30 protein-coding genes and 1 riboswitch are annotated in these 23,330 nt (G+C 38.7%); of the genes, 24 read left to right on the top strand and 6 right to left on the bottom strand.

Translation table 11 applies throughout. The features are described from left to right. From BM390_RS06235 to BM390_RS06155, 17 genes are all read left to right on the top strand, one after another. Positions 1–267 (top strand): hypothetical protein, encoded by a 267-nt coding sequence (locus BM390_RS06235; protein ID WP_089853430.1) that lies wholly within the window; start codon positions 1–3, stop codon positions 265–267. Beyond that, positions 268–579 carry a phage head closure protein gene (locus BM390_RS06230; protein ID WP_089853427.1) on the top strand — a complete coding sequence of 104 codons (312 nt, stop codon included), beginning with the start codon at positions 268–270 and terminating at the stop codon, positions 577–579. It abuts the gene before it with no gap. Next, positions 569–931: a hypothetical protein gene (locus BM390_RS06225; protein WP_089853424.1), complete on the top strand. Its 363-nt coding sequence runs from the start codon at positions 569–571 to the stop codon at positions 929–931. Before BM390_RS06230 ends, BM390_RS06225 begins: the two co-directional genes overlap by 11 nt. 4 nt (positions 932–935) lie before the next feature. Further along, a complete protein-coding gene (locus BM390_RS06220; RefSeq protein WP_089853421.1) occupies positions 936–1,307 on the top strand; it encodes a hypothetical protein in 372 nt (123 codons plus the stop codon). An 11-nt stretch (positions 1,308–1,318) separates the two neighbouring features. Beyond that, a complete protein-coding gene (locus BM390_RS06215; RefSeq protein ID WP_089853418.1) occupies positions 1,319–1,834 on the top strand; it encodes a hypothetical protein in 516 nt (171 codons plus the stop codon). 61 nt (positions 1,835–1,895) lie between these two features. Further along, a complete protein-coding gene (locus tag BM390_RS06210) occupies positions 1,896–2,213 on the top strand; it encodes a hypothetical protein (protein ID WP_089853414.1) in 318 nt (105 codons plus the stop codon). 50 nt (positions 2,214–2,263) lie between these two features. Beyond that, positions 2,264–2,503 carry a hypothetical protein gene (locus BM390_RS06205; RefSeq protein ID WP_089853412.1) on the top strand — a complete coding sequence of 80 codons (240 nt, stop codon included), beginning with the start codon at positions 2,264–2,266 and terminating at the stop codon, positions 2,501–2,503. After that, positions 2,504–4,471: a hypothetical protein gene (locus BM390_RS06200; RefSeq protein WP_089853409.1), complete on the top strand. Its 1,968-nt coding sequence runs from the start codon at positions 2,504–2,506 to the stop codon at positions 4,469–4,471. Then, entirely contained in the window at positions 4,468–5,118 is a 651-nt protein-coding gene (locus tag BM390_RS15395; protein WP_089830422.1) for a hypothetical protein, read from the top strand. Before BM390_RS06200 ends, BM390_RS15395 begins: the two co-directional genes overlap by 4 nt. Further along, positions 5,118–8,165 carry a phage tail protein gene (locus BM390_RS06190; protein ID WP_089853406.1) on the top strand — a complete coding sequence of 1,016 codons (3,048 nt, stop codon included), beginning with the start codon at positions 5,118–5,120 and terminating at the stop codon, positions 8,163–8,165. Before BM390_RS15395 ends, BM390_RS06190 begins: the two co-directional genes overlap by 1 nt. Before the next feature lie 11 nt (positions 8,166–8,176). Next, positions 8,177–8,587, top strand: coding sequence for a DUF1617 family protein (locus tag BM390_RS06185; protein WP_089853404.1), 411 nt, complete (start codon positions 8,177–8,179; stop codon positions 8,585–8,587). 113 nt (positions 8,588–8,700) lie between these two features. Continuing rightward, positions 8,701–8,937, top strand: a complete 237-nt coding sequence (locus BM390_RS06180) for a hypothetical protein (protein ID WP_089853400.1) — start codon at positions 8,701–8,703, stop codon at positions 8,935–8,937. After that, a complete protein-coding gene (locus BM390_RS06175) occupies positions 8,934–9,164 on the top strand; it encodes a hypothetical protein (protein WP_089853397.1) in 231 nt (76 codons plus the stop codon). The genes BM390_RS06180 and BM390_RS06175 overlap by 4 nt, the downstream gene beginning before the upstream one ends. A 52-nt stretch (positions 9,165–9,216) precedes the next feature. Next, a complete protein-coding gene (locus tag BM390_RS06170; protein ID WP_089853395.1) occupies positions 9,217–9,519 on the top strand; it encodes a hypothetical protein in 303 nt (100 codons plus the stop codon). A 5-nt stretch (positions 9,520–9,524) separates the two neighbouring features. Continuing rightward, positions 9,525–9,791, top strand: a complete 267-nt coding sequence (locus BM390_RS06165; RefSeq protein ID WP_089853610.1) for a holin — start codon at positions 9,525–9,527, stop codon at positions 9,789–9,791. A 42-nt stretch (positions 9,792–9,833) separates the two neighbouring features. Beyond that, on the top strand, positions 9,834–10,037 hold the full coding sequence (locus tag BM390_RS06160; RefSeq protein WP_089831898.1) for an Acb2/Tad1 domain-containing protein: 204 nt from the start codon (positions 9,834–9,836) through the stop codon (positions 10,035–10,037). Between the two features lie 24 nt (positions 10,038–10,061). Beyond that, on the top strand, positions 10,062–10,853 hold the full coding sequence (locus tag BM390_RS06155) for a M23 family metallopeptidase (RefSeq protein ID WP_089853391.1): 792 nt from the start codon (positions 10,062–10,064) through the stop codon (positions 10,851–10,853). A gap of 55 nt (positions 10,854–10,908) precedes the next feature. Here BM390_RS06155 and BM390_RS06150 read toward each other — a convergent pair whose 3' ends face one another. Beyond that, positions 10,909–11,685, bottom strand: a complete 777-nt coding sequence (locus BM390_RS06150) for a hypothetical protein (protein WP_089853388.1) — start codon at positions 11,683–11,685, stop codon at positions 10,909–10,911. A gap of 310 nt (positions 11,686–11,995) precedes the next feature. Further along, on the bottom strand, positions 11,996–12,196 hold the full coding sequence (locus BM390_RS06145) for a hypothetical protein (RefSeq protein WP_089853385.1): 201 nt from the start codon (positions 12,194–12,196) through the stop codon (positions 11,996–11,998). A gap of 746 nt (positions 12,197–12,942) precedes the next feature. Here BM390_RS06145 and BM390_RS06140 point away from each other — a divergent pair. Genes BM390_RS06140 through BM390_RS06130 form a run of 3 tightly spaced genes read left to right on the top strand, consistent with a single transcriptional unit; the run spans position 12,943 to position 15,372 of the window. Then, entirely contained in the window at positions 12,943–14,262 is a 1,320-nt protein-coding gene (locus BM390_RS06140; protein WP_218161149.1) for a DUF1576 domain-containing protein, read from the top strand. Further along, positions 14,259–14,600, top strand: a complete 342-nt coding sequence (locus tag BM390_RS06135; RefSeq protein WP_062321252.1) for a hypothetical protein — start codon at positions 14,259–14,261, stop codon at positions 14,598–14,600. The genes BM390_RS06140 and BM390_RS06135 overlap by 4 nt, the downstream gene beginning before the upstream one ends. Positions 14,601–14,655: 55 nt before the next feature. Beyond that, the gene (locus tag BM390_RS06130; protein ID WP_062321254.1) at positions 14,656–15,372 is read left to right on the top strand and encodes an SDR family NAD(P)-dependent oxidoreductase; all 717 of its coding nucleotides are present in this window, start codon (positions 14,656–14,658) and stop codon (positions 15,370–15,372) included. Between the two features lie 39 nt (positions 15,373–15,411). On the opposite strand, the gene BM390_RS06125 is transcribed toward BM390_RS06130, so the two are convergent. Further along, positions 15,412–16,821, bottom strand: coding sequence for an MATE family efflux transporter (locus BM390_RS06125; protein WP_089853381.1), 1,410 nt, complete (start codon positions 16,819–16,821; stop codon positions 15,412–15,414). Between the two features lie 198 nt (positions 16,822–17,019). On the opposite strand from BM390_RS06125, the gene BM390_RS06120 reads away from it, so the two are divergent. Continuing rightward, the gene (locus BM390_RS06120) at positions 17,020–17,904 is read left to right on the top strand and encodes an immunoglobulin-like domain-containing protein (protein ID WP_089853378.1); all 885 of its coding nucleotides are present in this window, start codon (positions 17,020–17,022) and stop codon (positions 17,902–17,904) included. Between the two features lie 58 nt (positions 17,905–17,962). Here the strand turns inward: BM390_RS06120 and BM390_RS06115 are convergent, their stop codons facing one another. Further along, on the bottom strand, positions 17,963–18,799 hold the full coding sequence (locus BM390_RS06115; RefSeq protein WP_089853375.1) for a sugar phosphate isomerase/epimerase family protein: 837 nt from the start codon (positions 18,797–18,799) through the stop codon (positions 17,963–17,965). A 93-nt stretch (positions 18,800–18,892) separates the two neighbouring features. After that, the gene (locus tag BM390_RS06110; RefSeq protein WP_062321265.1) at positions 18,893–19,702 is read right to left on the bottom strand and encodes a VLRF1 family aeRF1-type release factor; all 810 of its coding nucleotides are present in this window, start codon (positions 19,700–19,702) and stop codon (positions 18,893–18,895) included. A gap of 225 nt (positions 19,703–19,927) precedes the next feature. On the opposite strand from BM390_RS06110, the gene BM390_RS06105 reads away from it, so the two are divergent. Both BM390_RS06105 and BM390_RS06100 read left to right on the top strand, forming a co-directional pair. Then, positions 19,928–20,326: a VOC family protein gene (locus tag BM390_RS06105; RefSeq protein WP_062321267.1), complete on the top strand. Its 399-nt coding sequence runs from the start codon at positions 19,928–19,930 to the stop codon at positions 20,324–20,326. A gap of 53 nt (positions 20,327–20,379) precedes the next feature. Beyond that, positions 20,380–20,482, top strand: a riboswitch (SAM riboswitch). Between the two features lie 110 nt (positions 20,483–20,592). Then, positions 20,593–21,453, top strand: a complete 861-nt coding sequence (locus BM390_RS06100; protein WP_089853373.1) for an AMP-binding protein — start codon at positions 20,593–20,595, stop codon at positions 21,451–21,453. Here the strand turns inward: BM390_RS06100 and BM390_RS06095 are convergent. After that, complete coding sequence (locus tag BM390_RS06095; protein WP_062321273.1) at positions 21,450–22,262, bottom strand: MurR/RpiR family transcriptional regulator; 813 nt, start codon at positions 22,260–22,262, stop codon at positions 21,450–21,452. The two genes, BM390_RS06100 and BM390_RS06095, sit on opposite strands and share 4 nt — an antisense overlap. A 237-nt stretch (positions 22,263–22,499) precedes the next feature. Here BM390_RS06095 and BM390_RS06090 point away from each other — a divergent pair, with 237 nt between their 5' ends. After that, on the top strand, positions 22,500–23,330 hold the full coding sequence (locus BM390_RS06090; protein WP_369813813.1) for a DUF8171 family membrane protein: 831 nt from the start codon (positions 22,500–22,502) through the stop codon (positions 23,328–23,330).

The following is a 23,330-nucleotide window of genomic DNA, read 5'->3' as shown; positions in this document are numbered from 1 at the left end:
ATGGAAACACAAGAGTTGGATTTATTAAAAGCTAAACTAGGCATCATGACAAATGTTCGTGATGCCTATTTAACGGCAATTATTAGTGGGATTAAAAGCGAATTAACAGAAGTTCAAGGTTTAACTTTGAACGAAAACAATTCGTATCACCTCATGTTTTTAGTCGATTATGCAGAGTATCGTTACTCAAACAAAGATAATCCGACTATGCCTAGACATTTGCAGTGGCGCTTACACAATTTATTAATTTCGAATGGTGGTGATTAGATGAACTTCGATATTGAAATCGAGATTGGAAAACTGATTGAAACGATTGAACATGGCGAAGTGATTCAATCTGTCGAATGGCATAAAAGATTAGCCAATCAACTAGATGATAATCGTTCAGAGTTTTATCAAGCTGCAAGAAGTGGGTTGAAGCCAGAATTAACATTTGAAATTAATGATTTTGAATATAGCAATGAAAATTTTGTTAGGTACAACGGTCAACAATACACGATTGTTAGAGCATCAAAACAAGGCGATATGCGCGAATTGGTCTGCTCGTCTCAAGTAGGAAGTGAAGTAAATGGCGCGTAAACGAAAAGAACTAACGATGGAATCAAACTTAGAACATATCACTAAACGCATACAAGAAAAACCTTACAAAGTCATGAACTTGGTAGGTCAACAGTTAGTGAGAGAGATTAGATCAACAACGTTACGCTCTCAATTCCACACAAGACGGAAAATCCTTCATAAATCTTTAGGCTATTGGGCGAGAAAGAAAGAAAAAGACTTACAGATTGGTTTTAAAATGTCCATACCTGGTATCGTCGGAAAGATGATGACAGGACAAGAGCAAGATCCATTGAAGCCAGTCGTTGCAAAAAATGCTGAACTAATTCAAAGAATGATAGGCGAAGCGTTAGATGAAATTAGGAAGGAGTGAGCTAATGAATACAAATATGATAGCAGATGCTATATACGACTTTTTAATAACTAAACACGAGCGTGTATATCGTAACAGTTCACCTAGCTCACCAACCTTTCCGTATGTAGTCTATCGTATTGAATCAGTTACAGACAGCACGCCTAGCAATGACTTTTATATCTACGTGGATATTTATGAGGATACAAACAAAAGTGTGCGTGTGATGGAAGATTTAGCGGACAGCATAGACAATGAATTAAATGATTTAGTGATGAACACTGACGGCTTTAACGCTCATTTTATGAGGGAAGGTCGTCAGTTTGTTGATGGTACAGAATTAATCAGTGAACAAGTTATATTTTTGAGATATAACACACGAATTTATTTTAAGTAGGAGGTAATTACATGGCAACAGCTGATAAAATATTGCTTGGTTATGGCGTTGTGAGTGTTGGCGCTGTACCAATTGGTTTAACTCGCGGTGGCTCATCGTTCTCGGTTGAGCGTGAATTTAGAGAGATTGAAGCTGACGGTGATCGCGGTCCGGTTAAGGGGCGTATTGTCATCGATAGAGAAGTGGCAAAATTAACAGTGAATGGATTAGAATTGTTTAATGCTGACGATATGACGAAATATTATCCAGGAATTGAAATCGAATCAATCACTGAACCTGCACCAACAATTAAAAAAATGAAATCATCGTTAAAGATTGCGGAAGGTGATTACAACGACGTCAAATGGGAAGGCAAAACCAAAGACGGTAAAGTGGTCACTATCACAGTTGAAAATGCAATTAACATGGATAACTTAGAGTGGACACTTGAAGATAAGAATGAAGTTGTACCTGCATTAGGATTTACAGCAACCTATTTAGAGGACGGTCGAGAAACGCCGCCTTGGTCAGTAGATTACGCAGTTTAATTTAGAGAGAGTTAATACTCTCTCTTTTTTGTGTTTAAAAAACAATAAAGGACGTGTATATATGCGCAAGTTAGAACTATCAGATGTATTTAAGCTATCAGAAATTATCGACGCGATGGGCATTGAATTAGATTTGAACAACATGCTTGATAAAGCTAAATCAAAAGAAGGTAATGTGCAAGTTAATATGGGAGCAGAGTTAGGTTTTAAACTCGTTAAGAAAGTGCACAAAGCTGAAAAGTTAGTGTATAAATTTATCGCTGATTTAACAGGCGATGACATGCAAAAAGTAAAGAAATATTCATTAAAACAATTGATCGAGTTTTTCCAAGAACTATTTAATGACGAAGATATCGTTGATTTTTTTACTCAGGAGTAACGTTAAAACCTGAAGATATCGAAGATATTTTTTTATCTAGGTATAGCGATATGCAATATGTGATGTCTCTATCACTGATTAGAGCATCAAAACTACTTAAAAAAGCGATGGAAGAAAAGCGAAAAGAAGAAACATACGCGCTTTGGTTAGTTAGATATCCATCTTATACGGAAGATACGTTTGAAACGTTTGAAGAATTTTATGAAAAGTTACATCCGCCAAAAATTGATATCGACACACGTAGCAAAGATGAGATTATGAGCGAGATTTTAGGAAGGGAGGTAGGTTAAATGGAACTTTTTAAGCTGTTTGGTAGTGTGCTGATAGATGATAAAGATGCAATTAACACGTTAAACAAAGTCGATAATAAAGGTAAATCAACAGGGAAAAAGTTTGCTGACGTTGCTAAAAAAGGCGCGTTGATCGGTACGGCTGTTGTCGGCGCGGCAGCTGCTGCCGGCGGTGCTTTATTAGGTATGTCTAATAAGGCGGCGGGTGTCGCTGATAATGTTGACAAGGCGAGTAAACGTATGGGCGTAAGCGCTGAAGCGTATCAAGAAATGGACTACTGGGCAAGTCAGAACGGACTATCTCAAGCTGACTTAGAAAAAGCTGTCGGACGCTTGAATCAGCGCATGGGCGAAGCTGCGAACGGAAACGAAAAGTATTCGGGTGCGCTCGAAACTCTCGGCGTTAATATGGACGATGTGAGAAACGGTACGTTATCCACAGAAGATGCTTTTGCGCAAAGTATTCAATCATTATCTGAAATGGAGAACGGACAGGAGCAAGCGGCGCTAGCTAGTGAGCTTTTTGGTACAAAGTTAGGTCGTGAATTATTACCTGCTTTACAAGACGGATCTCTATCAATAGAAGATGCGAAGAAACAAGCGCAGGACTTAGGTATTGTGCTTGATGGCGATTCTGTTGCGGCGGGCGTTAAATTTACGGACACAATGGACCAAGTTAAGCGTAGTTTAGGCGCGGTAACAACAAATATAGGCGTTAAAGTTATGCCAATGTTTCAAAAAGCGCTTGAATGGGTTATAGCAAACATGCCGACCATTCAAACGGTCATGGGTAAAGTATTTAATGCGATTAGCTTTGTCGTAACGACAGCAGTTAATGTATTTAAAGCATACCTACTTCCTGTATTTCTCGCTTTATACGACTGGATACAAGTCAATATGCCGATGATCAGAGAGACAATCGGCAATGTTTTTTCTAGCATAAAACAAATATGGGAATCGACACTAAGACCGGTTTTCGAAGCTATTATAGGTGTACTAAATATAGCGTGGGAATTATTTAAAACCGCGTGGCCACACATAATGACTGTTGTAAGCGTAGCGTTTGAATATATCAAACAACTTTGGGATTCGATTTTACAGCCTACAATCATGTTCATCGTGGATATTATTAATGTTCTTGTCGGTGAATTTAAAAAGCACATGCCAGTTATTGAAGCAACGTTTAAAACAATGGCTGATACAATCAAATGGGCTTATGATACGCTCATAAAACCTTACATTGAAATGGTTGCAGAAATTATTGGTTGGATGCGAGATAAATTCAGCGAATACATCTTACCACTCATTCAAAATGTGATTGGTTGGTTTAGTCAGATTGCGACTGGTATTCAAAACAAAATTGAATACGCTAGAGACAAAGTGAGTAATGCGATTGAAAAAATCAAAGGGTTATTTGATGGCATTAGAACAGCAAAAGATAATGTTCTAGGATTCTTTGACGGTATTAAAAACGGTATTAAAGAAAAAATTGAATGGGCGAGAGATAAAGTCAAGGCCGCTATTGATAAAATTAAAGGGTTCTTCAACTTCAATTTCAAGTGGCCAAAACTTAAAATGCCGAAATTCAGCATCAGCGGAAGTATGAATCCCATCACTTGGTTAAAAGACGGTGTGCCAAAACTTAAAGTTAATTGGAATGCTAAAGGTGGTATCTTCGATAAACCAACGATTTTTAACACAGCGAGAGGATTACAGGGTGTTGGTGAAGCAGGTCCTGAGGCAGTATTACCTTTAAACAAATCTACACTAGCGGGAATTGGTGATGGAATCGCAAGAAACATGAGCATGCAAAATATGATTAACATACTTGAAGATATTGCTAGTTTGTTAAGAAATCAAGATTATCAAATTGTGATGCAGACAGGCGCTCTTGTGGGAGCGTTAAGAAAAGAAATAGATCGTCAGTTGAGCGACGAAACTGAAATGAGAGGGCGTGGACGTCCGTGAACCAAGTTATTTTTGATGGCGTAGCGTCTTATTCGGATTGGGGTCTTTTTTGTACATCAGTCAATGTAGAGGAACCGGAACCTAAGGAACTTTACATCGACATACCATTCAGAGACGGAAGTATTGATTTAACCGAATCTCTGACGGGCGACATCGCTTATAAAGACCGAAAATTCGAAGCTTCTTTTGCTTTTATAGGAAATGAAAAAGAGTGGGAGCCTTTAAAGAGAAAGGTGAGAGCTCATTTGCATGGCAAAAGAAGAGTTATAGAGACCGACAATCTAAAAGAATATTATTTAGATGGACGGTGCCAAACAACGTTCGAAAGAGATGGAGTTGTACTAAGATTGACCGTTGCCGCGACTTGCGACACGTATATGATCAAAAAAATACCGACAATCTATAACGTAACGATAGATAGCGCCGGAACAAAGTCAATCGTATGCAAAAACTCACGTAAGCGTGTGATCCCGACGATCACGACTGACGGTGAAATCACAATTACGTTTAACGGTAATAGCTACACGCTAGACGCAGGTACGCACCGGATCACTAACATTGTATTCACTGAAGGTGATAACAACATTACATTCAGTGGTGCTGAAGGAACAAAACTCTCTGTTGAATATAGAGAGGGGGCGATTTAATGTACACAGTTTATTGTGATGGTCAACTGCTGTTTGATCCACGTGTCGATGAACTTAAAATCACCGATAAAAAACTAACGCTTGAAGTTAATAAAACGGGTGGATTTGATTTTACAATTTATCCAACTCATCCACTATACGAGAGTGTTTATAAGCTCAAATCAATCATTGAATTGTATCAAGATGATACGCTTCTTTTTTATGGGCGTGTTTTGGATGACGACATCGGATTTTACAACGATAAAAAAGTCGCGTGTGAAGGCGCGCTAGGGTATTTAAATGACTCTGTCATAAGGCCGTATGAATTTACTGGTAGTGTATCAGAGTATATCAACATGATTATATCGCAACACAACGATCAAGTTGATGACTATAAAAAATTATACATCGGTAACATAACGATACAAGATGATAACGACTACATCGTTAGATCAGATGCAACTCACACAAAAACATGGGATGTTATCACAAATAAAGTGATTAAATCATTTAACGGCTATTTACACTTTAGACGCGAAAATAACGTCAATTACGTCGACTTTTTACAAGACTCTACTTTTTACAGTAATCAAAAAATAGAGTTTAGAGAAAATCTATTGGATTTAACAAGGTCGAGAAAAGGCAGCGCGATTGTAACAGCTGTTATACCGAAAGGCGCCAGAATTGAAGATGAAGAAGGCAACGAGTCGTACGTCGACATAACGTCAGTGAATGATGGTGTTGATTACATCTACAATCAAGAGGCTGTTGACGCTTATGGTTGGGTTTATGAAACAGTTGAATTTAGCGACGTGACTCTACCAAGCAATTTAAAAACAAAAGCTGAAGCTTATCTATCTGAAGCTATTAAAACGCCTGTCACAGTCGAATTAAAAGCGATTGACAAATCGATGGCGGACGTTAATTTTGACGAACTTAACTACTTTGAATATGTCGAAGTTAAAAGCGCAATACACGATATCGATGATTATTACTTGATTAAAAAACTGTCGATTGACATGGAGAATCCGGCCAACAATACAATTGTTGTTGGTGCTGAATACCGAGTGTTTACAGACCAAAAAATATCGACAGACAATAAGATCAACGAGATTGTTAATACAATCGAGTCTAATCGAGACAGATGGAAAAATGTCACGGAAGACAGTTATCCTAACGTCAAGCCCGCAATCCCGACTGGCTTTTCTGTCACTGCAGGATTTAAAACAATTCAAATTGCATGGGATTATTCAAACTCTATCAACGTAAAAAAATACGAGCTTTATGCAGCTAAGTCAATCGATTATATAACACAACCTCAAAACCTTATTTTTGAAGGTGACTCAAGTGGGTATAGTCACGTTGTTGAGACGAGTGAAACGTGGTACTACACATTAAGGGCTGTTAATCATCACGGTCGTCCAAGCGATTTTACAACGATCGTGAGCGCGACGACAGTAAAAATTATCACAGATGACATGCTGTTTGGCAGTGTTAACGCTGATATACTCGCTGATTTGGCTGTTGATGCAAGTAAGTTAACGGACAGTGCTGTCACAGCTGAAAAAATAGCTAATGCGGCTGTCGGGAATATAGCGATTGAAAACGGTGCGATAACTAACGCTAAAATCGGTACGGCGGCAGTTGATACCTTACAAGTCAAAGACGCTGCGATTACAAACTTAAAGATAGCTGATTTGGCTGTTGATAGCGCAAAGATTGCTGATGCATCAATTACAAATGCAAAAATAGCCGATGCAGCAATCACCAATGCAAAGATAGCTAATGCGTCAATAGACGATGCGAAAATATCCAGTTTAAGCGCAGATAAAATTATGACTGGCACGTTAAGCGCGATAGACATTGAAGGGGTCTATATTAGAGGGTCTTCTTTCGCCTCAATATCACCGACACAAGACCGTCAACTAATCGTTAATGCGTCGTCTTTATATGTAGGAAGATATGACACGTCCACAGAAGTGCCGGACGCTTTTGTTGATTTGTCTGGCGATAGATTTTTATCGTATAAGTTAGATTTTGAACTACAAGACGCTCGTATGTTGTTTAGGTCAAGTGATGGTTTTTTTAGAGGAGATATTACAACTGGTGTGAATCCTTCTGGTGCATCGTTATTCGAAATAAGAGCTGATAGCGAGTTAAGACTGACAGCAGGATTAGTGAACGTTAATACTGCGCTATATTTTAACGATACAAAATCTATTAATTCTGATGGAAGTATCCACATTGAAGACGGTCGTTCAATGTCGGGTTCTACAGGCTCAAGCTCTTATTATCCAACCCCGAGTGATTTAGCTGCCAATTCAATAAAAACCATATTCAGTTATTTTGATGATGGGGAGTCATGGCGATCAGGGATATTAGTGAAAGGCTGGTCTGGTTCATATGCTGCTTGGCGTATAAGTGGCCCGGCTTCCACTAGCGCAAACGATAATTTTTATTTTCAGTCTGGGACAGGAAGCACGTGGAGAGAAAAATGTAAAATCTGGCATGATAGAAATGATGGTGCTGGTTCGGGTCTTGATGCGGATTTATTAGATGGGCATCACTATTATGATTTCCTTGAAAAAACAGGAGGAACAATATCTGGGACTGTGCGTTGGGACGGTACAGCCTATCCGGAAACGAACGTTGTTGACCATAACGATGTTGGTGCAAATTTATACGTTAGACCGGCAAGTGATGGCGAGGTTAGAGTCACTCAGAAGGGTTCTACATCAACTTATAAACCTGTAAGAGCAGCGTCATTCCCTACAAGCTCATCTTTACTGTATAAAGATAATATTATTCCTTTTGACGAATACGAAGCTAATCGGATACTTGATAATACTGACGTGTTCCAGTACCACTTAAAAGCGAATTTAGAAGCTGGTATATATGATAAACCGAAAATTGGTGTCTTATCAGAGATGGTTCCGCAAGAAATTCGAGACGAGGACGGCGTTGATCCATATTCGATGGTATCAGTTTTGTGGAAAATAGCGAGAGTTCAAAAGAGTAAAATAGATCAATTAGAACAAAGAATATCTGACCTAGAAATGGTCGTATAGGAGGAAAAAAGATGAACGTATCAATTAAACATGCATATTTAGGGCAGGTGACTAGCCTGCTTTTTGATTTGGCTTTAAAGGGGAAAGAGTCTCGACACCGCACGAGATTCATTAAACTTCTAACTGAACGATCACAAGACGTTGAAGAACAGCGAAAGGCACTAGCTGAAGAGCACGCAGAAAAAGATAGTGATGGGAAACCTGCAGTTGAAAACGAGAAGTACGTTATCGTTGATCAGCAGGCGTTTCATGATGATTACGAAGAACTTTTAAATGAATCATTCGTGATTGATGGTGGTGATCATCAAGAGATGTTGAAAACAATTAAAAGAGTACTTGATGAGTGCGATAAAAATTTTAGTGGTCAAGAAGCTGTTGTCTATGATTATATTTGTGAGCAGTTTGAGGGAGGTGACGAATAATGAATATCCAGATTACGAATGACGTAATTGTTTGAAGATTTACAAGTATTTGCAGGGATTCAACACTCTCTTGTCGAATTAGTTAATTATTACGAGAAAAGGGAGTGTTAAATGTGGCTAATTTCAAGATTGAAGATTTAAGTCAATATAATAAGGCTGTATCACTATGGTTTGATGTTTCATCTAACGGGAAGTTGGACATTGGAAAAGGACCTGATGACGAGGATAAAATCAGTTTATCATCAAAAGGCGTTGTTAGATTATTCGTAGAGTGGTTAAAAGAATATAGTCATTTAAATGAAGAAGAAAAGAGAAAAATTCTATCCTCTCTAAAAAAGACAAAAAGATGATTAGAATAATAATTGATCACTCATACGAAGATGATTATTTCAGGATTTCTCATTTAGATATCGATTTAAAAGATAAAGAGAAGGAAAAAGAAGTTAGAGAGCGATTTAAAAAAATTGAACAATCACTCGTGATACCAGGCCGTTTCTTAACTAAAAGAATAGCAAAAGCATTAGACGTTGATGAAAATCTAATTGAATTAGATACGGAAGAAATCGATATAAATTAAGTAAAGAGTCTGCCTATTGGCGGCTCTTTTTATTATGGATTGGAGGCATAGCATGACAATTGAGTTAGGTGTGATTATATCAATTACATCGGTAATGATAGCTGTTTTAGGTTATCAACTAAACAAACAAAAGCAAGCGACTGAATATCAAACAACAATAAAAAACGATGCGACTAGAGAAGCTGTAATAGAAACTAAGCTCGACAGTATTAGTTTAGGTGTCGAAAATATACGCATTGATCTACGAGCAAGCGAGCGTCAATTAGGCGCATTAAGTGAACGTGTCACTCGCGTAGAAGAGTCAAATAAACAAGCGCACAAAAGAATAGACAAAATCAAAAGTGAGGGAGAGTAAATATGATGGAACAAGTATTATTATTTGCAACAGTATTATTGCCAATTGTCACAGCAGTAGTGGAATTAGTGAAGAAAACGATTAATTTACCGAAAAACTATTTACCGCTGATTAGTGTTGTTGTCGGTTTAATTGTCGGCGCTATCGCTTATCCGTTTACAGAATTTGAATTAGTATTGCGATTGTGGGCCGGTGGTTTTGCTGGTCTTGCAGGTACAGGATTGTTTGAAATTATGAATAAGCGTGACGGTATGACTAAAGATGTTGCTTAGTGCAGCATCTTTTTAATTTAACTAAAACAAGGGAGATAAAAAATGTATAAACAAATTGAAAATAATTTTATGTACCATGCTCCAAAAGAAGGGCAACCAGAAAAATACACAGCTATCCGAGAAAAAGCAAAAGAATTGGCTTACCTGATTGATTCGCAGTGCCCGAACAGCCGTGAAAAGTCTTTAGCGGTCACCAATCTTGAACAGTCGGTTATGTGGGCTAACGCTAGCATTGCACGAAACTAAATTTTAAAAAGGGAGAGATTTAATATGACAAAAACATTTATCTGGCCAACAAACACAAAACGAGTAACAAGTCCATTCGGATGGCGTAGAAATCCTATCACGGGCGAAGCTAAATCTAAACATAACGGGATTGATATTGCTAAAAGTGGGTCACGTCCTATTTTAGCTGCAGCGGATGGTGTTGTTAGACGTAGCTATAGATCGTCTAGCTACGGCGAAACGATTATGATTGAGCATACTATTAATGGCGACACGTGGGAAACAGTCTATGCTCATATGCGCGAGAAATCAAGACGATTTAGAGAAGGTCAAAGAGTTAAACAAGGTGATGTTATCGGACAGATGGGGAATACGGGTAATTCGACTGGGCAGCACTTACACTTTGAGATCCACAAAGGCGGGCTTTGGAATATGGCTAAGTCTAATGCTGTTGATCCGGAACAATACTTGGAAAAAGATCTATACCCTGCGAAAACGTCTAGCTTAGCAGTAGATGGCAAATGGGGTAACGTGACAACTACTGCTTTGCAAAAAGCACTTGGTACTGTGCAAGATGGCATCTTGAGTGACCAGTCACGCAACGAGATCACCGAGGCGCTTTATGGTACGACTGTCGAGTTTGGTACTGCTAAAAAAGGTAGCTTAGTCATTAAGGCATTACAAAAGCTACTTAAAGTAAAGCAAGATGGTTTACTTGGTCCAGTCACGATTGGTGCGTTGCAAGCTTATTTAGGTACTGTTAAAGACAATAAGTTAAGTCGTCCGTCATTCGTTGTGGAAATAATGCAACGTAGACTTAATGACGGAAACATTTAAAAATTAATATAAAGGATCGCTTCAAAAAAAGCGATCCTTTATGGAATAATAGCGGCTAATTTAGGTTTGGGGTACTAATTGGTTTTAAAGAATATTTATCGTAACCCTCTATTTTAATATTGAAAAATTGGTGATAACTTCTACCTTGGGTATCTTGAAAGCGTAAAATGAATTTATAATCACCGCTTGGAAAGTTTTTATCGATTAATAAAGGGAGTTTAACACTTTCTTCTGAAGCTAGAACAAAATGTGGTGTAATAGATAACTCTTTTTCATCTTTATACATGCTTAATTGTACATTCATTGCGACTAAATGTGTTTTTTGTGTGATAACAAGTCGAATAAAAGTTAAATTAACCATATAAGTACTAATAGTTATGCCATCATCTGACTCCTCTAACATGTTTGAATCAATCACTTCGCTATATTCCTTTGGTAAGCTGGAAACTTGCGTATTGCTTTCTTGATTTAAGATAATAAAGCCATTTGGAGGGTGAAGTTTCTCCATATGTAGACTTTCTTTAAGAGATATTCTAACATCAAGAACTGGCATGATTGATATTCTATATTGTTCTTCTTGGAAATTCAACATTTCTTTGTTTTGATCTATAACTACTCTATTTTGATCTATAACGACTCTATTTTGATTTAATGTCAATAACACTGCAATAAGTGTTGTAACCCCTCCAATATAACTCCCCCAAAAAGCAAGCCATTCTTTATTCCCTAAATACTTTCCTGTTTCTATATCACCATTAATGAAAAAAAGATTAATGACTAATGGCGTGCACAAGATAATAAACAAAACTAAAAACCATTTATATTTTTTCATTTAATTCACCTTTTCTAATGATAGCTTCACCATTACAATATAACACTTTTTTAAGTGTCTTCCCTATAATATTCCACATAATTCAATCTAATTCTCAACTCGATGTTTAACAATTCTTTATCCTACCAAGCTTTAACCTTACTCTTACGATTACGTTAAAGGAAAAAAATAGAGAATTATTAGAAAGCTTAGTCTATTAAACAGTAACATTGAAAAACTGGTTGATAAGTAAAGATCTAGTCCTACGCTTTACATGAGTGGCTTTTTTAGATTGATAGAAGTTTTCCGAGATAAAAGCATAATTAAATATTTACCAACTCTTAAACAATTGACTATAACCACCTCTATTCAAAAATGTACCGTTATCAGTTATAATAAATATTTCCATGGGCGCATCAAATTTCGACCAACCTTCAGCAATCTTTTTAGCTTGAGATTCTGAATCAACTTTAAAGCAATGCGTAATCATTTTACACTCATACATACCAACTTTCCAATAATTATGATTCATTTCAATTCTCCTCAGTTTTTGTCTTGTGATGTAATATTCTGTATGATATTATTAAATTCCTGCTAATTGAAAAAATTTTTTATCGTGATACACTTATGATACAAAGTAAGTAAAACGATTGACCACATTTTGACCACATGACCACAATTTATTGTAGTTAGTTAAATTAAAAAAAAAAATAAAACCGCCAATAATAGCGGTTTTTAAATTATAGAATTAATAAAAAGGGATTAGGTTTATTTTGACAGGGTGGGGGTCGCTGGTTCGAGCCCAGTCGAAGTCACTACCGAGAACCCTTGATATACAAGGGTTCTTTTAATTTTAATGTTACTTTTCACTTTTAAGTTGCTCACTTGGATAGTCAATTGCTAGACTAGATGGAGTAAAGCATCGTATTATTTTACGCGTATTTTTTGACTGAAATGTTACGCTGCATACAATACAAACATTTTAGCGATGAGGCCCATGCTCCTTCTAAGGACGGGGCTATTTTTTTGCCGTGAAGCACGATGGCTTTACAAATGGCTAACGTTTAGCTAAGAACACGTCGTAATAAGGGGTGATGAGTAGTCATCAGTACGATGAAAATGATGAAAGATAAGATTTCTAGAGCGTAATTAAGGTAGCGTATTTAATGACTGAGCACTGAAAGTGCATGTATACTAGTGTTAAAAACGTGTTTTAAATGGGATGAAAAAAGGAATGGTAAAACAGATAAGACACATGTCAACAAGGGGGAGTTTACATTGGAGAATTGGAGATGGTTTAGAATACTCAGGCGTAAAAACATAGAACTAGCAAATGATCGGGGCCTTAAAGTAGATGATCCAATTAAATATGCGGTGATCAGTTTTTTTGCGCTATTAATTCTTTCAAGTGGTTTTATTTTTAATACACCAGCGGAAATTATCACAGGTTTAATTCAAATCTTAAAGAGTCCGAGTATATTGATTACCGACTATATGGTTGTTGGTAATATCGGGGCGAGTTTTTTTAATGCGGGACTGTTGATGCTTGTGACGATTGCGCTTGCTTATCGCAATAATGTACATATGAACGGCCCAATTATTGCGGCAGCTTTTACGATTATGGGCTTTGCTTTCTTCGGAAAGAATGTCTATAATATCATCCCTATTATATTAGGGGTTTACTTACGGGCGCGGTACCAAAAAACGGTATTAGGCAAGCTGCTGTTACCAGCTTTATTTGGAACGGCTCTGGGTCCGTTAGTTAGCCAAGTAAGCTTTGGTTTTGGTTTTGAGCCGTATTTAGCCATCCCGTTAGGGATCGGTTTTGGTATTGTGGTCGGGTTTATTTTACCACCACTCGCCAATCACTTTATTCCGTTTCACCAAGGGTTTAACTTATACAATATTGGTTTTACCGCTGGGATGATTGGGATGTTGATGATGGCCATCTTTCGTTCTTTTAATCTAGAGACACCGGTCGTTTTACTTGTAAAGGAAGGGTATAACCGGCCCTTTTTCATCTATTTCTCGCTATTCTTTTTTATTATGTTAGTATTAGGACTTATATTTAACCGATTTAGAAGGAGTTCATATAAAAAGCTCCTACAACATTCTGGTCGATTAGTCACCGACTTTGTCTTTCTAAATGGTTTTGGTGTGAGTTTAATCAATATGGCGTTACTTGGTTACTTGTCACTCGGTTATATTATCCTCGTTGGCGGTCAAATTAATGGGCCGACCATCGGTGGCATCTTCACCGTTGTTGGTTTTGGTGCCTTTGGTAAGCATATTAATAATGTCTGGCCTATTTTAACAGGGGTCTTTTTATCCTCTTTATTAAAAGTATGGGACGTCTCATCGACAGGAGCAGTCTTAGCGGCTCTATTCGGGACAACATTGGCCCCAATCGCGGGTGCTTACGGGCCACTATACGGTATTATTGCGGGTTTTGTTCATATTTCTATGGTGATGAATGTTGGCATGCTGCACGGTGGCATGAATTTATATAATAATGGCTTTAGTGGTGGCTTTGTGGCGGCATTACTTGTGCCTATTTTTGATTCACTTAATCGTAAAAAACGGAGGCGAAAAACATGACACGTGAACGGATGAAAGTCATTAAGATTGTCAACGAACTGTTAAGTTATTTCTTTATGCACCATATTATTGATGTTCAAATTGATGTCCAATATGGGAAAGAACATGTGATTATTACGATTATCGGTCAGATCAGTAAGAAACCGGATGACGTGGATGAACTGTATGACGTCCTAAACGCAGAACGACAAGTCGAATATGAAGATTATTACTGGTCCTTACTCGGCGAGCACCGCAACTACTCAGAATTAAACTTACTCGGTTCACTTGTGGATAAAGGTGAAGTGAACTATGAAGATGAGCATCTAACTGTTAAAGTATATCGGGCTAGAGATTAAATTCTTGTCTTTAAAATCATTCAATTACTTTCATCATAAGATAGGAGAGAGGTTAATGAGCCAGGTCGCATTAATTACTGGAGGCGCTAATGGGATTGGTAAGGCGCTTGTTCAAACATTTAAAGAAGCGGGTGTTCATGTTGTCTTTGTTGATGTCGATGATCATCAAGGGGAGGCACTTGCCATCGCTTGTGATGCGTCTTACTATCATGTTGATGTGACAAAACCTGAAGCAATCGAAGCTTTCTTTCGAAAGATGGACCAAGAGAAGGTGACATTTTCAGTCCTTATCAACAATGTCGGTATCACGAAAGTTCAACCGTTCTTGGAATTGAGTTATCAGGAGTTTGATGACGTCTTAAAAACAAATCTGTATAGCACGTTTTTGTTTAGTCAACATGTCGCAAGAAGAATGCCTGATGGTGGTCGCATTATCAATATCGGGTCAACACGTGCCTTTATGTCAGAACCGAATACAGAAAGTTATGCGGCATCAAAAGGGGCGATACATTCATTAACCCATGCGATGGCGATGAGCTTACAGCCACATAATATTACCGTCAATGCCATTAGCCCTGGTTGGATTGAGACAGGTGATCATCAAGCATTAACGGACGTCGATCATGCGCAGCACCCGTCTAACCGTGTTGGTAAGCCGGATGATGTCGCACGACTTGCGTTATTTTTAGCGGATGAAAATCAAGCTTTCATTAACGGAGAAAACATTGTGATTGACGGTGGGATGACGAAAAAAATGATTTATGAAGACTAGAAAAAACGGTAGAGACTATATGTCTTTACCGTTTTTCATTTAACTTAAAGTATCAGGTGAAGCGGGTGTTGTACTCACTTCATTCACAAGCATTTGTTTTCGTCTAAGTAATATTCTGTTGAATAAGTAAAAGAAGACAGATACGGTTGTCACGACAGAAATGAAGTCGGCAATCGGTTCACTCACAAGCACCGCAAAGGTTTGATCTTCAATGATGCGCGGTAAGAGTAAAATCAGTGGAATTAATAAAAGGATCTTACGTAATAGCGCTAAAAACAGTGAAACGCGGGCTTCAGACAACGCGATAAAAGCTTGTTGGCAAGAGATTTGCGCGCCGAATAAAAAGACGACAGCCATATAGACACTAATGGTATCGGTCGTGATATCAATCAAGGCTTGATCGTTAGTGAAAATGCCAATGAAAACATGTGGGAATAATTTTAAAGAAAGCCAAAAAAGAAACGAATAACTGAGTGAAGCGAGAAATAATAGTTTGAACGTCTGTTTGACGCGCGTCGTGTTACCAGCACCGTAGTTATAACTCATGATAGGTTGAGCCCCTTGGCTTAAGCCCATGAGGGGTAAGATGAGCATCTGCATGAGGCTAGCCGTGATGGTCATCGCCCCGACCGCGAGGTCACCTCCATAAAGTTGTAACGACCGGTTAAACGTAATGTTTAACAATGACTCTGTACTTTGCATGATAAAAGGTGAGATGCCTAATGTCACAATCATAATTAAATACTGTGGTTTAATTTTTAAGTAGGACCATCTGATTCTAAGCTCTGTTTTTTTACCGGTTAAAAACTTAAGTACCCATAGAGCGGAAACAGCTTGAGAAATAACAGTGGCAACGGCCGCACCGGTTACGCCCATATCAAATACAAAAATAAGAATCGGGTCTAAAATGATGTTTAACGTCGCTCCAATCAAAATGGTGATCATACTGAATAAGGCATACCCTTGGGTCGATATATAAGGATTTAAACCGAGCGCAAACTGAATGGTAATGGCACCAAGGGAAATAATTTTTAAATAATCCCAGGCAAAGGGTAATGTTTCATTACTTGCACCAAACAATTGAAGGAAGTCTTGTCCAAAAGTGAAGAAAACAAAAGACAGGGTAAGGGATAAGAAAAATAACGTCGTTACCCCTGTACCTAATATTTTCTCAGCTTCTTCTTTATTGCCTTCGCCCATTTTAATGGCGGCTTGCGGGGCGCCCCCAATCCCAATCAATGAGCTAAACGACATAATAATGATAAAGATTGGAAAAGCAATGCCGACCCCTGTTAGAGCTAGGGGACCAACTTCGGGGATCCGTCCAATGTACATACGGTCTACGATGTTATACAACATGTTGACGACTTGAGCAAAAATATTGGGTAGCGCAAGGGTAAAGAGTAATTTTCCTATCGGTGTTTGATCTAATTTTAATGTGCGAGACATGATATTCACTCCTGATTCATAATTACTTGTATACAAGTTAACATTCTAACATAGAATGAGCAACGATGGGTGTAAATTGTTTCGTCCTTTGTTTAATCAAGTCGAAAATGGGAATCGTTTAACTGTAACAAAATCTTCTAGATAACGACTCATATAACGAGAGATGCAGACATGAATGAGTTAGAAAGGATGAGATAAATGAAGCGACGTTTAGTTAAACGACGATGGTTAGGACTTATAGGGCTTGTCGTGATTCTTACAGGGTGTACAAGAGCGCCCCTAGGCGACATCAACCAGGAAGATTTGTTTAGCCGCGTTGAAAGAGGCGAGGCGCTCGAAGCAAGTTTTGAGCCCTATATCAACCAAGCCTATCAACCAGAGGCGCTAGCTGAGTTATTAGGGGAAGAGGTGTTAACTGGGGAGTGGTTTATGAACAACAACGATGATCAGGTTGGTTATACATTACTTTCAGGTTATAAAGAGAAAAATAGTACCCAAGCTATTCAATTATTTGCTTACGGAGAAAGTGAACCTGAACCAACAACGGTGCGTGTTACCATCAGCCAACTTGAATCTGGTGATGACGTGAGCGAAGGAGAAGTAATCACAGAAGTTACGATTGATAATGTCGAGGTAGCCGATACATTTGATCTTACAACCGTGACTATTCCTGAATTAGAAGGTGTTTATTTGTATCGATTAGAAAGCCTTACCCCTACAGGTGAGGTGACAGACCGGGTCTTGTCTGTCTTTTATAATGTTTTACCAAAACTTGACCTTGCCTTTGAAGTAGAACACGACACAGGTACAGAAGCAACGTGGGTGCTGCACAATCATGGTCAAACGAGCGTGACCTTTGGTGTTGATTATGCGCTTGAAAAATATGATGACGGTGTGTGGCGCGAAGTGCCGCTTGATTTAGCTTTCATTGAGATTGCTGTTCAACTCGCGGCAGGGGAGAGATACGACAATGACTTTTCCGTTGAAGATTTAGCTCGCGGGGAATATCGGTTAGTAAAAACAATCCAGGCGCCTGACTACGGAGAATCTTTTACCTTACAAGCACCGTTTTTAATTAAGTAACTTCATGTCGGTCCATAACAAAAATGTTTTTAAAAATAAGACAAGCACTAAGCTTGTCTTATTTCCATGTGAGGTTATTTTTTGATGCCACTTCTCGGATGAATTGACTGGCGAGATCATAACTCATCTCGTCAGGTAAGTGTTCGATAATGACAGGTAAATCCGGGTCTAACGTATCGAGCTTCTTCAGTAAGATCGGGTAATCGAGTTGGCCTGTACCTGGCAACACTTCTTTTAAATGCACGGTTAAATCAGACGTTAGTAAAAGGTCTTTTAAGTGAACATTGACAATTAAGTCACCTAATTCATCGATAAAGTCAGACATAACACGTCGGTTTCGGTAATAGCGTTTCGGGTTATTAATCATATTGACCGGATCAAAGTGGATTTTAAACGCGTCGCGGTCAATCATGTCAACGAGCTGTTTATAGTCCCATACATCACTTGGCGGAGTATAAGGCATCATTTCAAGACTATAGGTTGTCTGTGTTGGTTTGACATCATCAATGATGTCCTGAACAGTTTTGGCAATCAGTTCGAATGTTTGTTGGGTGTAATGTTCGCAGTCTGGACCGTCCCAAGTTGCGCCGAGAGAACCGGCAATGTTGACACACGTCCGCGCGCCAATCTCATCACTAAAGGCGAGTTGTTTTTTTATATAATCGATGGCTTTTTTACGCGTCTCAAGATCTGAGCTAATCGGATTACTCCATGCGCCGACCTCACTCAGTAAGATATCGTGTTCTTTTGCTAGGGAGACATAATCGTTTCTCTCTGTTTGTGAACTGGTGTGATTAATCGGTAAGACAGCACTGTTAAAACCTTTTTCAAGATGTTTATTCACCCATGTTTCAGGGGTTAAATGATCAACAAAAACATAGCCACCTAAGCGCATAAGGCACCTCCTGTATATATTTCGAAGTATGTGTCATTCATTCGTTTTGTTATGACATAGGAAGAGGAACTGCATGTCTGCAGTTCCTCACGATTACAGGTCGTGTACGGCTTTAATGACTTTATCATGGTGTTCATCTAACATATTCTTATCGATACAAGCATTGATGGGCTTATTCATCAATTCTTTTAATTCATGTGTTTCTTCGTGTGGACCGACGAGGTAAATATATTCCCATTCACGGTCTTTCGCTAGTTTATCAAGCATCGGGGTAATCGATTTATACCAACGTTTCCGGTTTTCTTCAAATCGGGCAATAAATTGTTCGCGCAAGTTGATACTTTTACCTGCATTTGCCCCTGCTGAGGTATGGTTACGGTTAACGGCAGGGTGTTTACGCCAATCTTCTGTATCTAAATCCAGTTCATAGACCACGGTGTCAATCAGTTTACCTAACTCTGTTTCAACAAGTCGAATCGCTTCTTTTTGGGTCAGGATGACACCTGCTTTTGGATATTCTTGATGCAGTCTGACGAGCTGGTCAACTTTCGCGATTTCTTCCCAGAAGAATTCCGTTTCAACCGGTATTTGTAGGATGTCACTGTAAACAAATTCATCCGGTGTTGCGATAATAATGACGCTTTTCTTTAAATCTAATTCGTTTTCTTTAAAGAAATCTTTGACGGCTTTTTTTACTTGTTGGAATTTTTTTAATTCATCTTTATTGTCTTCGGTGTCTAAGTATTTTTCAAAACGATTGAGTCCATTTTTTAAATGTATCCGCCATTCGCCACCTTGTTGGTCAGGGTCAGCCGGATCCGTGTTTAAATACATTGTAAAGAATTTTTCTGGACTTTCTAAGTATAAACTTTCGAGTTTTTTGATTGTTTTCTTGATGGTCATGTAAAAGCCTCCATTCAATCATTTTTTTCTGTCCTTACCCTGTATCTAACCGAAATATGAAAGCGTTAAACATTTTACGGGTAATCTTTCTAATCTTTCTGAAAAATATCGTAAACGCTGAAGCGGCATTGACAATTTTACGTTATAATGGAAAGAAAGACGTTTATATTTTCATGTGGATGAAACGTCAGGAGAATACATGTGTAACTTGTAGGAGGAATGATTATGACTTTACTTTATCCGTGTTTAATGTTTAGAGGTGAGGCAGAACAAGCGATGCGCTTCTATGTGGGGGCTTTTAAAGGGGCAGAAATATTAGAATTGATGCGCTATGGCCACGGGAGAGAAGCAGACCAACATAAAGTATCACGAGGGATTATCACCTTACATAATCAAACCGTGCTTTGTTTTGATAGTATTGTCGACCATCCCTTCACGTTTACTCCAAGTACTTCACTTGTGATCGAGTGTGAGTCATTAGAAGAATTAAAAAGATTATATGATTACTTAGCCGTTAATGGAGAAGTGTTAATGCCATTAGATACGTATCAATGCCATCAACAGATGGTTTGGTTTAATGATCAGTTTGGTGTGAGTTGGCAACTTGTGTATTTTGGCGTATAACCTCTTTACAATTACGGAATTTATGTTATAATTTTCTAAAACAACTGCATAGGTGTTTATCACGAGTGAACGAGAGATCTGGCTCTAAGACTTCACGGCAACCTACATGAGTAAGGTGCCCCAACCAGCAAAGCAGAAGGCTTTGAATGATGAATGTTCGTTATGAAATTAACACGCATTCAATTAATGGATGCGTGTTTTCGTCATTGATCGCCTTTCTTATCACAATGTTTCATACGAATGTATAGAGAGAGGAATGATGTGAGATGGTAAGAACCGATTTAAAAGAGCCGTTATTAGATCACCGCTTTGACGATGCGCCAAAAACGAATGCGGTTTTTCATTTAATGGATCAGCATGTGGAATTAGGGCACGGATTCGTGCCGTGTTTGATCGAATCAGAACCGGTAAGTCAGTCAATGTCCTTTGGTGACTTTCAAGCAGCTGTAAATAACTATAGTAGGATCTTTCAAGATAATGGTATCTGCAAAGATGATAAAGTCCTTGTCTTACTTAAAACAGGTAAGGTGTTTCACCAGACATTGCTTGCGATTATCCGTTTAGGTGCGATTGCGGTCGTTTGTGATCACGAAACAGCGTGTGTGACACAAATCGCAGAAAAAGAACAGATTAAGATTATTGTGACAGACTATACGTTAAGACGGTTGATTGAAGTGAACCGACTAACGACGTTACAACAGGTCATGTTTACGGAACATATGAATCAGCTCACCCAAACAAATCAAGCACTTGATGTAGTTTGGGTAAGGGCAAGTCAGCCGATGGTCATTATATATGACGGGGAGGACCATTTGTGTTATTGTCATGGACATATTGAGTGTTTCGTTACACTCTCAGATGACTATTTAATTCAGACTGAAGAAACCGTGCTCGTTCCCGCTTTAACGTACACCCATCCACTGTTTTACTGGTTGGCATGGATCCAGCGGGCTGGTGTATATATCGGCCCCATTCATGCGAAGACAGTAGAACATTTAGTGGGTTTTGTGGCATTAATAGATGAAGATACTTTTGGCTGCTTAGTGAAAGCAGACTGTGAGTTAGAAGCACTAGCGTTTGACCAACAAAAGCTCGTCGGACTCTTGCGCCAGTGTGCGCAAGGTTAACGTGGTAAAAATGCCTTCAATTCTGACCTTAACGCCACTAAAGCCTCGGCTGTTGTCTCAGCTGTTGTTTCTTTAATTAATGCTTCTATTAAACGTTCAATTAAATACGTCGGTCCGATCATCGAGTGGAATTCATTCGGCTTCCCGCGATCGGTGAGAAATATTAGCAGTGCCGGGTACTGGTCTGCTAAATTATCTTGGTCAGTTAAGCCGATGGTCTTGATGCTTTTTTTCTCCGTGACGTGTAATAACGCCTTTGTCTCATTGATCAATCTTGAGAAACTGAAAAAAATGACTGTATCGGTTGGTTGTAAATGCAACAACGTCTCCATGAGTTCACTACCTCCTTCAGTGTGAAGTTCGACGGGAATCGCTAAGCGGCGCAGGCGATAAAACAATAATTCGCCCAATCCTTTCGTGACCCCAAAACTAAAAATATGAACGGTTGAGGCTTGTTTGATTAAATGAACGAAGCGGCTCACGTACGTATTTGCAAGACCTGTTTCTGTTTTGTATAAATAATCGAGTAACTTTTGAAACCTCATCGGTCCTATCGACGAGGTTTCTTTTGCTTGTTGTAACTTGTTTTGTGGAGAGGAAGAAAGCTTATGAATATGCGCTTGTTTAAAGGTTTTGTAATTTCTGTAACCAAGCACCTTAAAAAAACGCGACACTGTAGCGTTACTAATCTTTAAGTCATTAGCAATTTCTTCTTCCGTTTTAAGTAGAGCTTGTTGGGCCTGTCTATTAAAGTAGTCGGCAATTTTCATTTGATTCGGTGTTAAGTTTTTCGTTGGAAAGTTAAACATTTATTTCGCTCCTTATCATAACGGTATGTAGCGTCATTATAGCAAAATCCGTGCAGTGAAAAGCGGGAATGTAAGAAACTTTACATAATGTTTAAAGATGCACAATATTTTACAGCGTCTTTACATGACTCATATACTAGCTTCATCTCCGACCGATATACTTAACGTATCACTTAATTAAAGGAGCTGTTTCATTTGAATACACATCAACGCTTTACTTTAACACAGTCACAAAAAATGATGGTGTTTATTTTGTCGATGTCGCTTTACGGACTATCTAACATGATCACCGAACTTATTCCGAAGTTTTACTTAGGGCCGATTGAATTGTCGGTTGAGTACTTTGCTTTTATTCCTCTTAGCTTAGCGATGATTTTCCATCCCTTATACGCGGCTATTGGCGCAAGTTTAGGTGAGGTGATCTTCGGTGAGATTATGCTAGGGCAGTTTGGTGGGATTGGTGAGTTAGAGAAGTTTATCGCCTTTTCACTGGCGATTTTTATTGCAGGGGTCAGTGTCCGTAACCCGGAAAATAAAAAACAAGTCGCGCTTGGAGCGATGGTTGGTGTAATCCTGCACCAGTTTATAAGTATGAGTGTTGATATTTTAAAAGTATGGGTGGGGGTTGAAGAATTAGAAGCGGTCGAAGGTTTGGCAGAAAGTGTTGTCGTGATTGAAGGACTTGCATTTTTAAACGACGTGCTGTTTTCAGGTATTTTGTTCGCCTTACTCCCCACGCTATACCTTGTACCAAGACTCTACGGTAAGATTGAGCCTTTGTTAGGGATGAAGCCACGAAAGAATGATTTACAACTTGGCTTATCAGACATTGTTACCGTACCGTTTGTACTCGCGACGGTCGTTCTCGGTAGTTTAAGTTTCTTATTTGAGTATTTATCAGAAACGACGTTTGGTTGGGAGTGGGAAGCCCCGCTCGTGGACCGTTTTGGTGAGTGGATTGTCTTTCCAATGATGGCTATACCGGTCATTGTCGCCCTTGTTGTTGTTAGCTATTTGGTCAAACGCAAAGGACGAAAAGACACTGACGGTTATTCGGAGGTTGTTTAA

Source organism: Halolactibacillus miurensis, assembly GCF_900116255.1.
Taxonomy (GTDB): domain Bacteria; phylum Bacillota; class Bacilli; order Bacillales; family Amphibacillaceae; genus Halolactibacillus; species Halolactibacillus miurensis.
Note: the sequence above shows the minus strand (reverse complement) of the source record. Positions and strands in the feature narration are given on the sequence as shown.

Bases quoted from the DNA above. Each gene is read 5' to 3' on its own strand.
- BM390_RS06120 (WP_089853378.1), top strand. From the start codon at position 17,020: ATGAAGCGACGTTTAGTTAAACGACGATGGTTAGGACTTATAGGGCTT.
- BM390_RS06110 (WP_062321265.1), bottom strand. From the start codon at position 19,702: ATGACCATCAAGAAAACAATCAAAAAACTCGAAAGTTTATACTTAGAA.
- BM390_RS06225 (WP_089853424.1), top strand. From the start codon at position 569: ATGGCGCGTAAACGAAAAGAACTAACGATGGAATCAAACTTAGAACAT.
- BM390_RS06090 (WP_369813813.1), top strand. From the start codon at position 22,500: ATGATGGTGTTTATTTTGTCGATGTCGCTTTACGGACTATCTAACATG.
- BM390_RS06130 (WP_062321254.1), top strand. From the start codon at position 14,656: ATGAGCCAGGTCGCATTAATTACTGGAGGCGCTAATGGGATTGGTAAG.
- BM390_RS06125 (WP_089853381.1), bottom strand. From the start codon at position 16,821: ATGTCTCGCACATTAAAATTAGATCAAACACCGATAGGAAAATTACTC.
- BM390_RS06175 (WP_089853397.1), top strand. From the start codon at position 8,934: ATGATTAGAATAATAATTGATCACTCATACGAAGATGATTATTTCAGG.
- BM390_RS06160 (WP_089831898.1), top strand. From the start codon at position 9,834: ATGTATAAACAAATTGAAAATAATTTTATGTACCATGCTCCAAAAGAA.
- BM390_RS06190 (WP_089853406.1), top strand. From the start codon at position 5,118: ATGTACACAGTTTATTGTGATGGTCAACTGCTGTTTGATCCACGTGTC.
- BM390_RS06135 (WP_062321252.1), top strand. From the start codon at position 14,259: ATGACACGTGAACGGATGAAAGTCATTAAGATTGTCAACGAACTGTTA.
- BM390_RS06105 (WP_062321267.1), top strand. From the start codon at position 19,928: ATGACTTTACTTTATCCGTGTTTAATGTTTAGAGGTGAGGCAGAACAA.
- BM390_RS06145 (WP_089853385.1), bottom strand. From the start codon at position 12,196: ATGAATCATAATTATTGGAAAGTTGGTATGTATGAGTGTAAAATGATT.
- BM390_RS06220 (WP_089853421.1), top strand. From the start codon at position 936: ATGAATACAAATATGATAGCAGATGCTATATACGACTTTTTAATAACT.
- BM390_RS06100 (WP_089853373.1), top strand. From the start codon at position 20,593: ATGGTAAGAACCGATTTAAAAGAGCCGTTATTAGATCACCGCTTTGAC.
- BM390_RS06170 (WP_089853395.1), top strand. From the start codon at position 9,217: ATGACAATTGAGTTAGGTGTGATTATATCAATTACATCGGTAATGATA.
- BM390_RS06155 (WP_089853391.1), top strand. From the start codon at position 10,062: ATGACAAAAACATTTATCTGGCCAACAAACACAAAACGAGTAACAAGT.
- BM390_RS06235 (WP_089853430.1), top strand. From the start codon at position 1: ATGGAAACACAAGAGTTGGATTTATTAAAAGCTAAACTAGGCATCATG.
- BM390_RS06200 (WP_089853409.1), top strand. From the start codon at position 2,504: ATGGAACTTTTTAAGCTGTTTGGTAGTGTGCTGATAGATGATAAAGAT.
- BM390_RS06115 (WP_089853375.1), bottom strand. From the start codon at position 18,799: ATGCGCTTAGGTGGCTATGTTTTTGTTGATCATTTAACCCCTGAAACA.
- BM390_RS06205 (WP_089853412.1), top strand. From the start codon at position 2,264: ATGCAATATGTGATGTCTCTATCACTGATTAGAGCATCAAAACTACTT.
- BM390_RS06150 (WP_089853388.1), bottom strand. From the start codon at position 11,685: ATGAAAAAATATAAATGGTTTTTAGTTTTGTTTATTATCTTGTGCACG.
- BM390_RS06210 (WP_089853414.1), top strand. From the start codon at position 1,896: ATGCGCAAGTTAGAACTATCAGATGTATTTAAGCTATCAGAAATTATC.
- BM390_RS06215 (WP_089853418.1), top strand. From the start codon at position 1,319: ATGGCAACAGCTGATAAAATATTGCTTGGTTATGGCGTTGTGAGTGTT.
- BM390_RS06165 (WP_089853610.1), top strand. From the start codon at position 9,525: ATGGAACAAGTATTATTATTTGCAACAGTATTATTGCCAATTGTCACA.
- BM390_RS06095 (WP_062321273.1), bottom strand. From the start codon at position 22,262: ATGTTTAACTTTCCAACGAAAAACTTAACACCGAATCAAATGAAAATT.
- BM390_RS06230 (WP_089853427.1), top strand. From the start codon at position 268: ATGAACTTCGATATTGAAATCGAGATTGGAAAACTGATTGAAACGATT.
- BM390_RS06185 (WP_089853404.1), top strand. From the start codon at position 8,177: ATGAACGTATCAATTAAACATGCATATTTAGGGCAGGTGACTAGCCTG.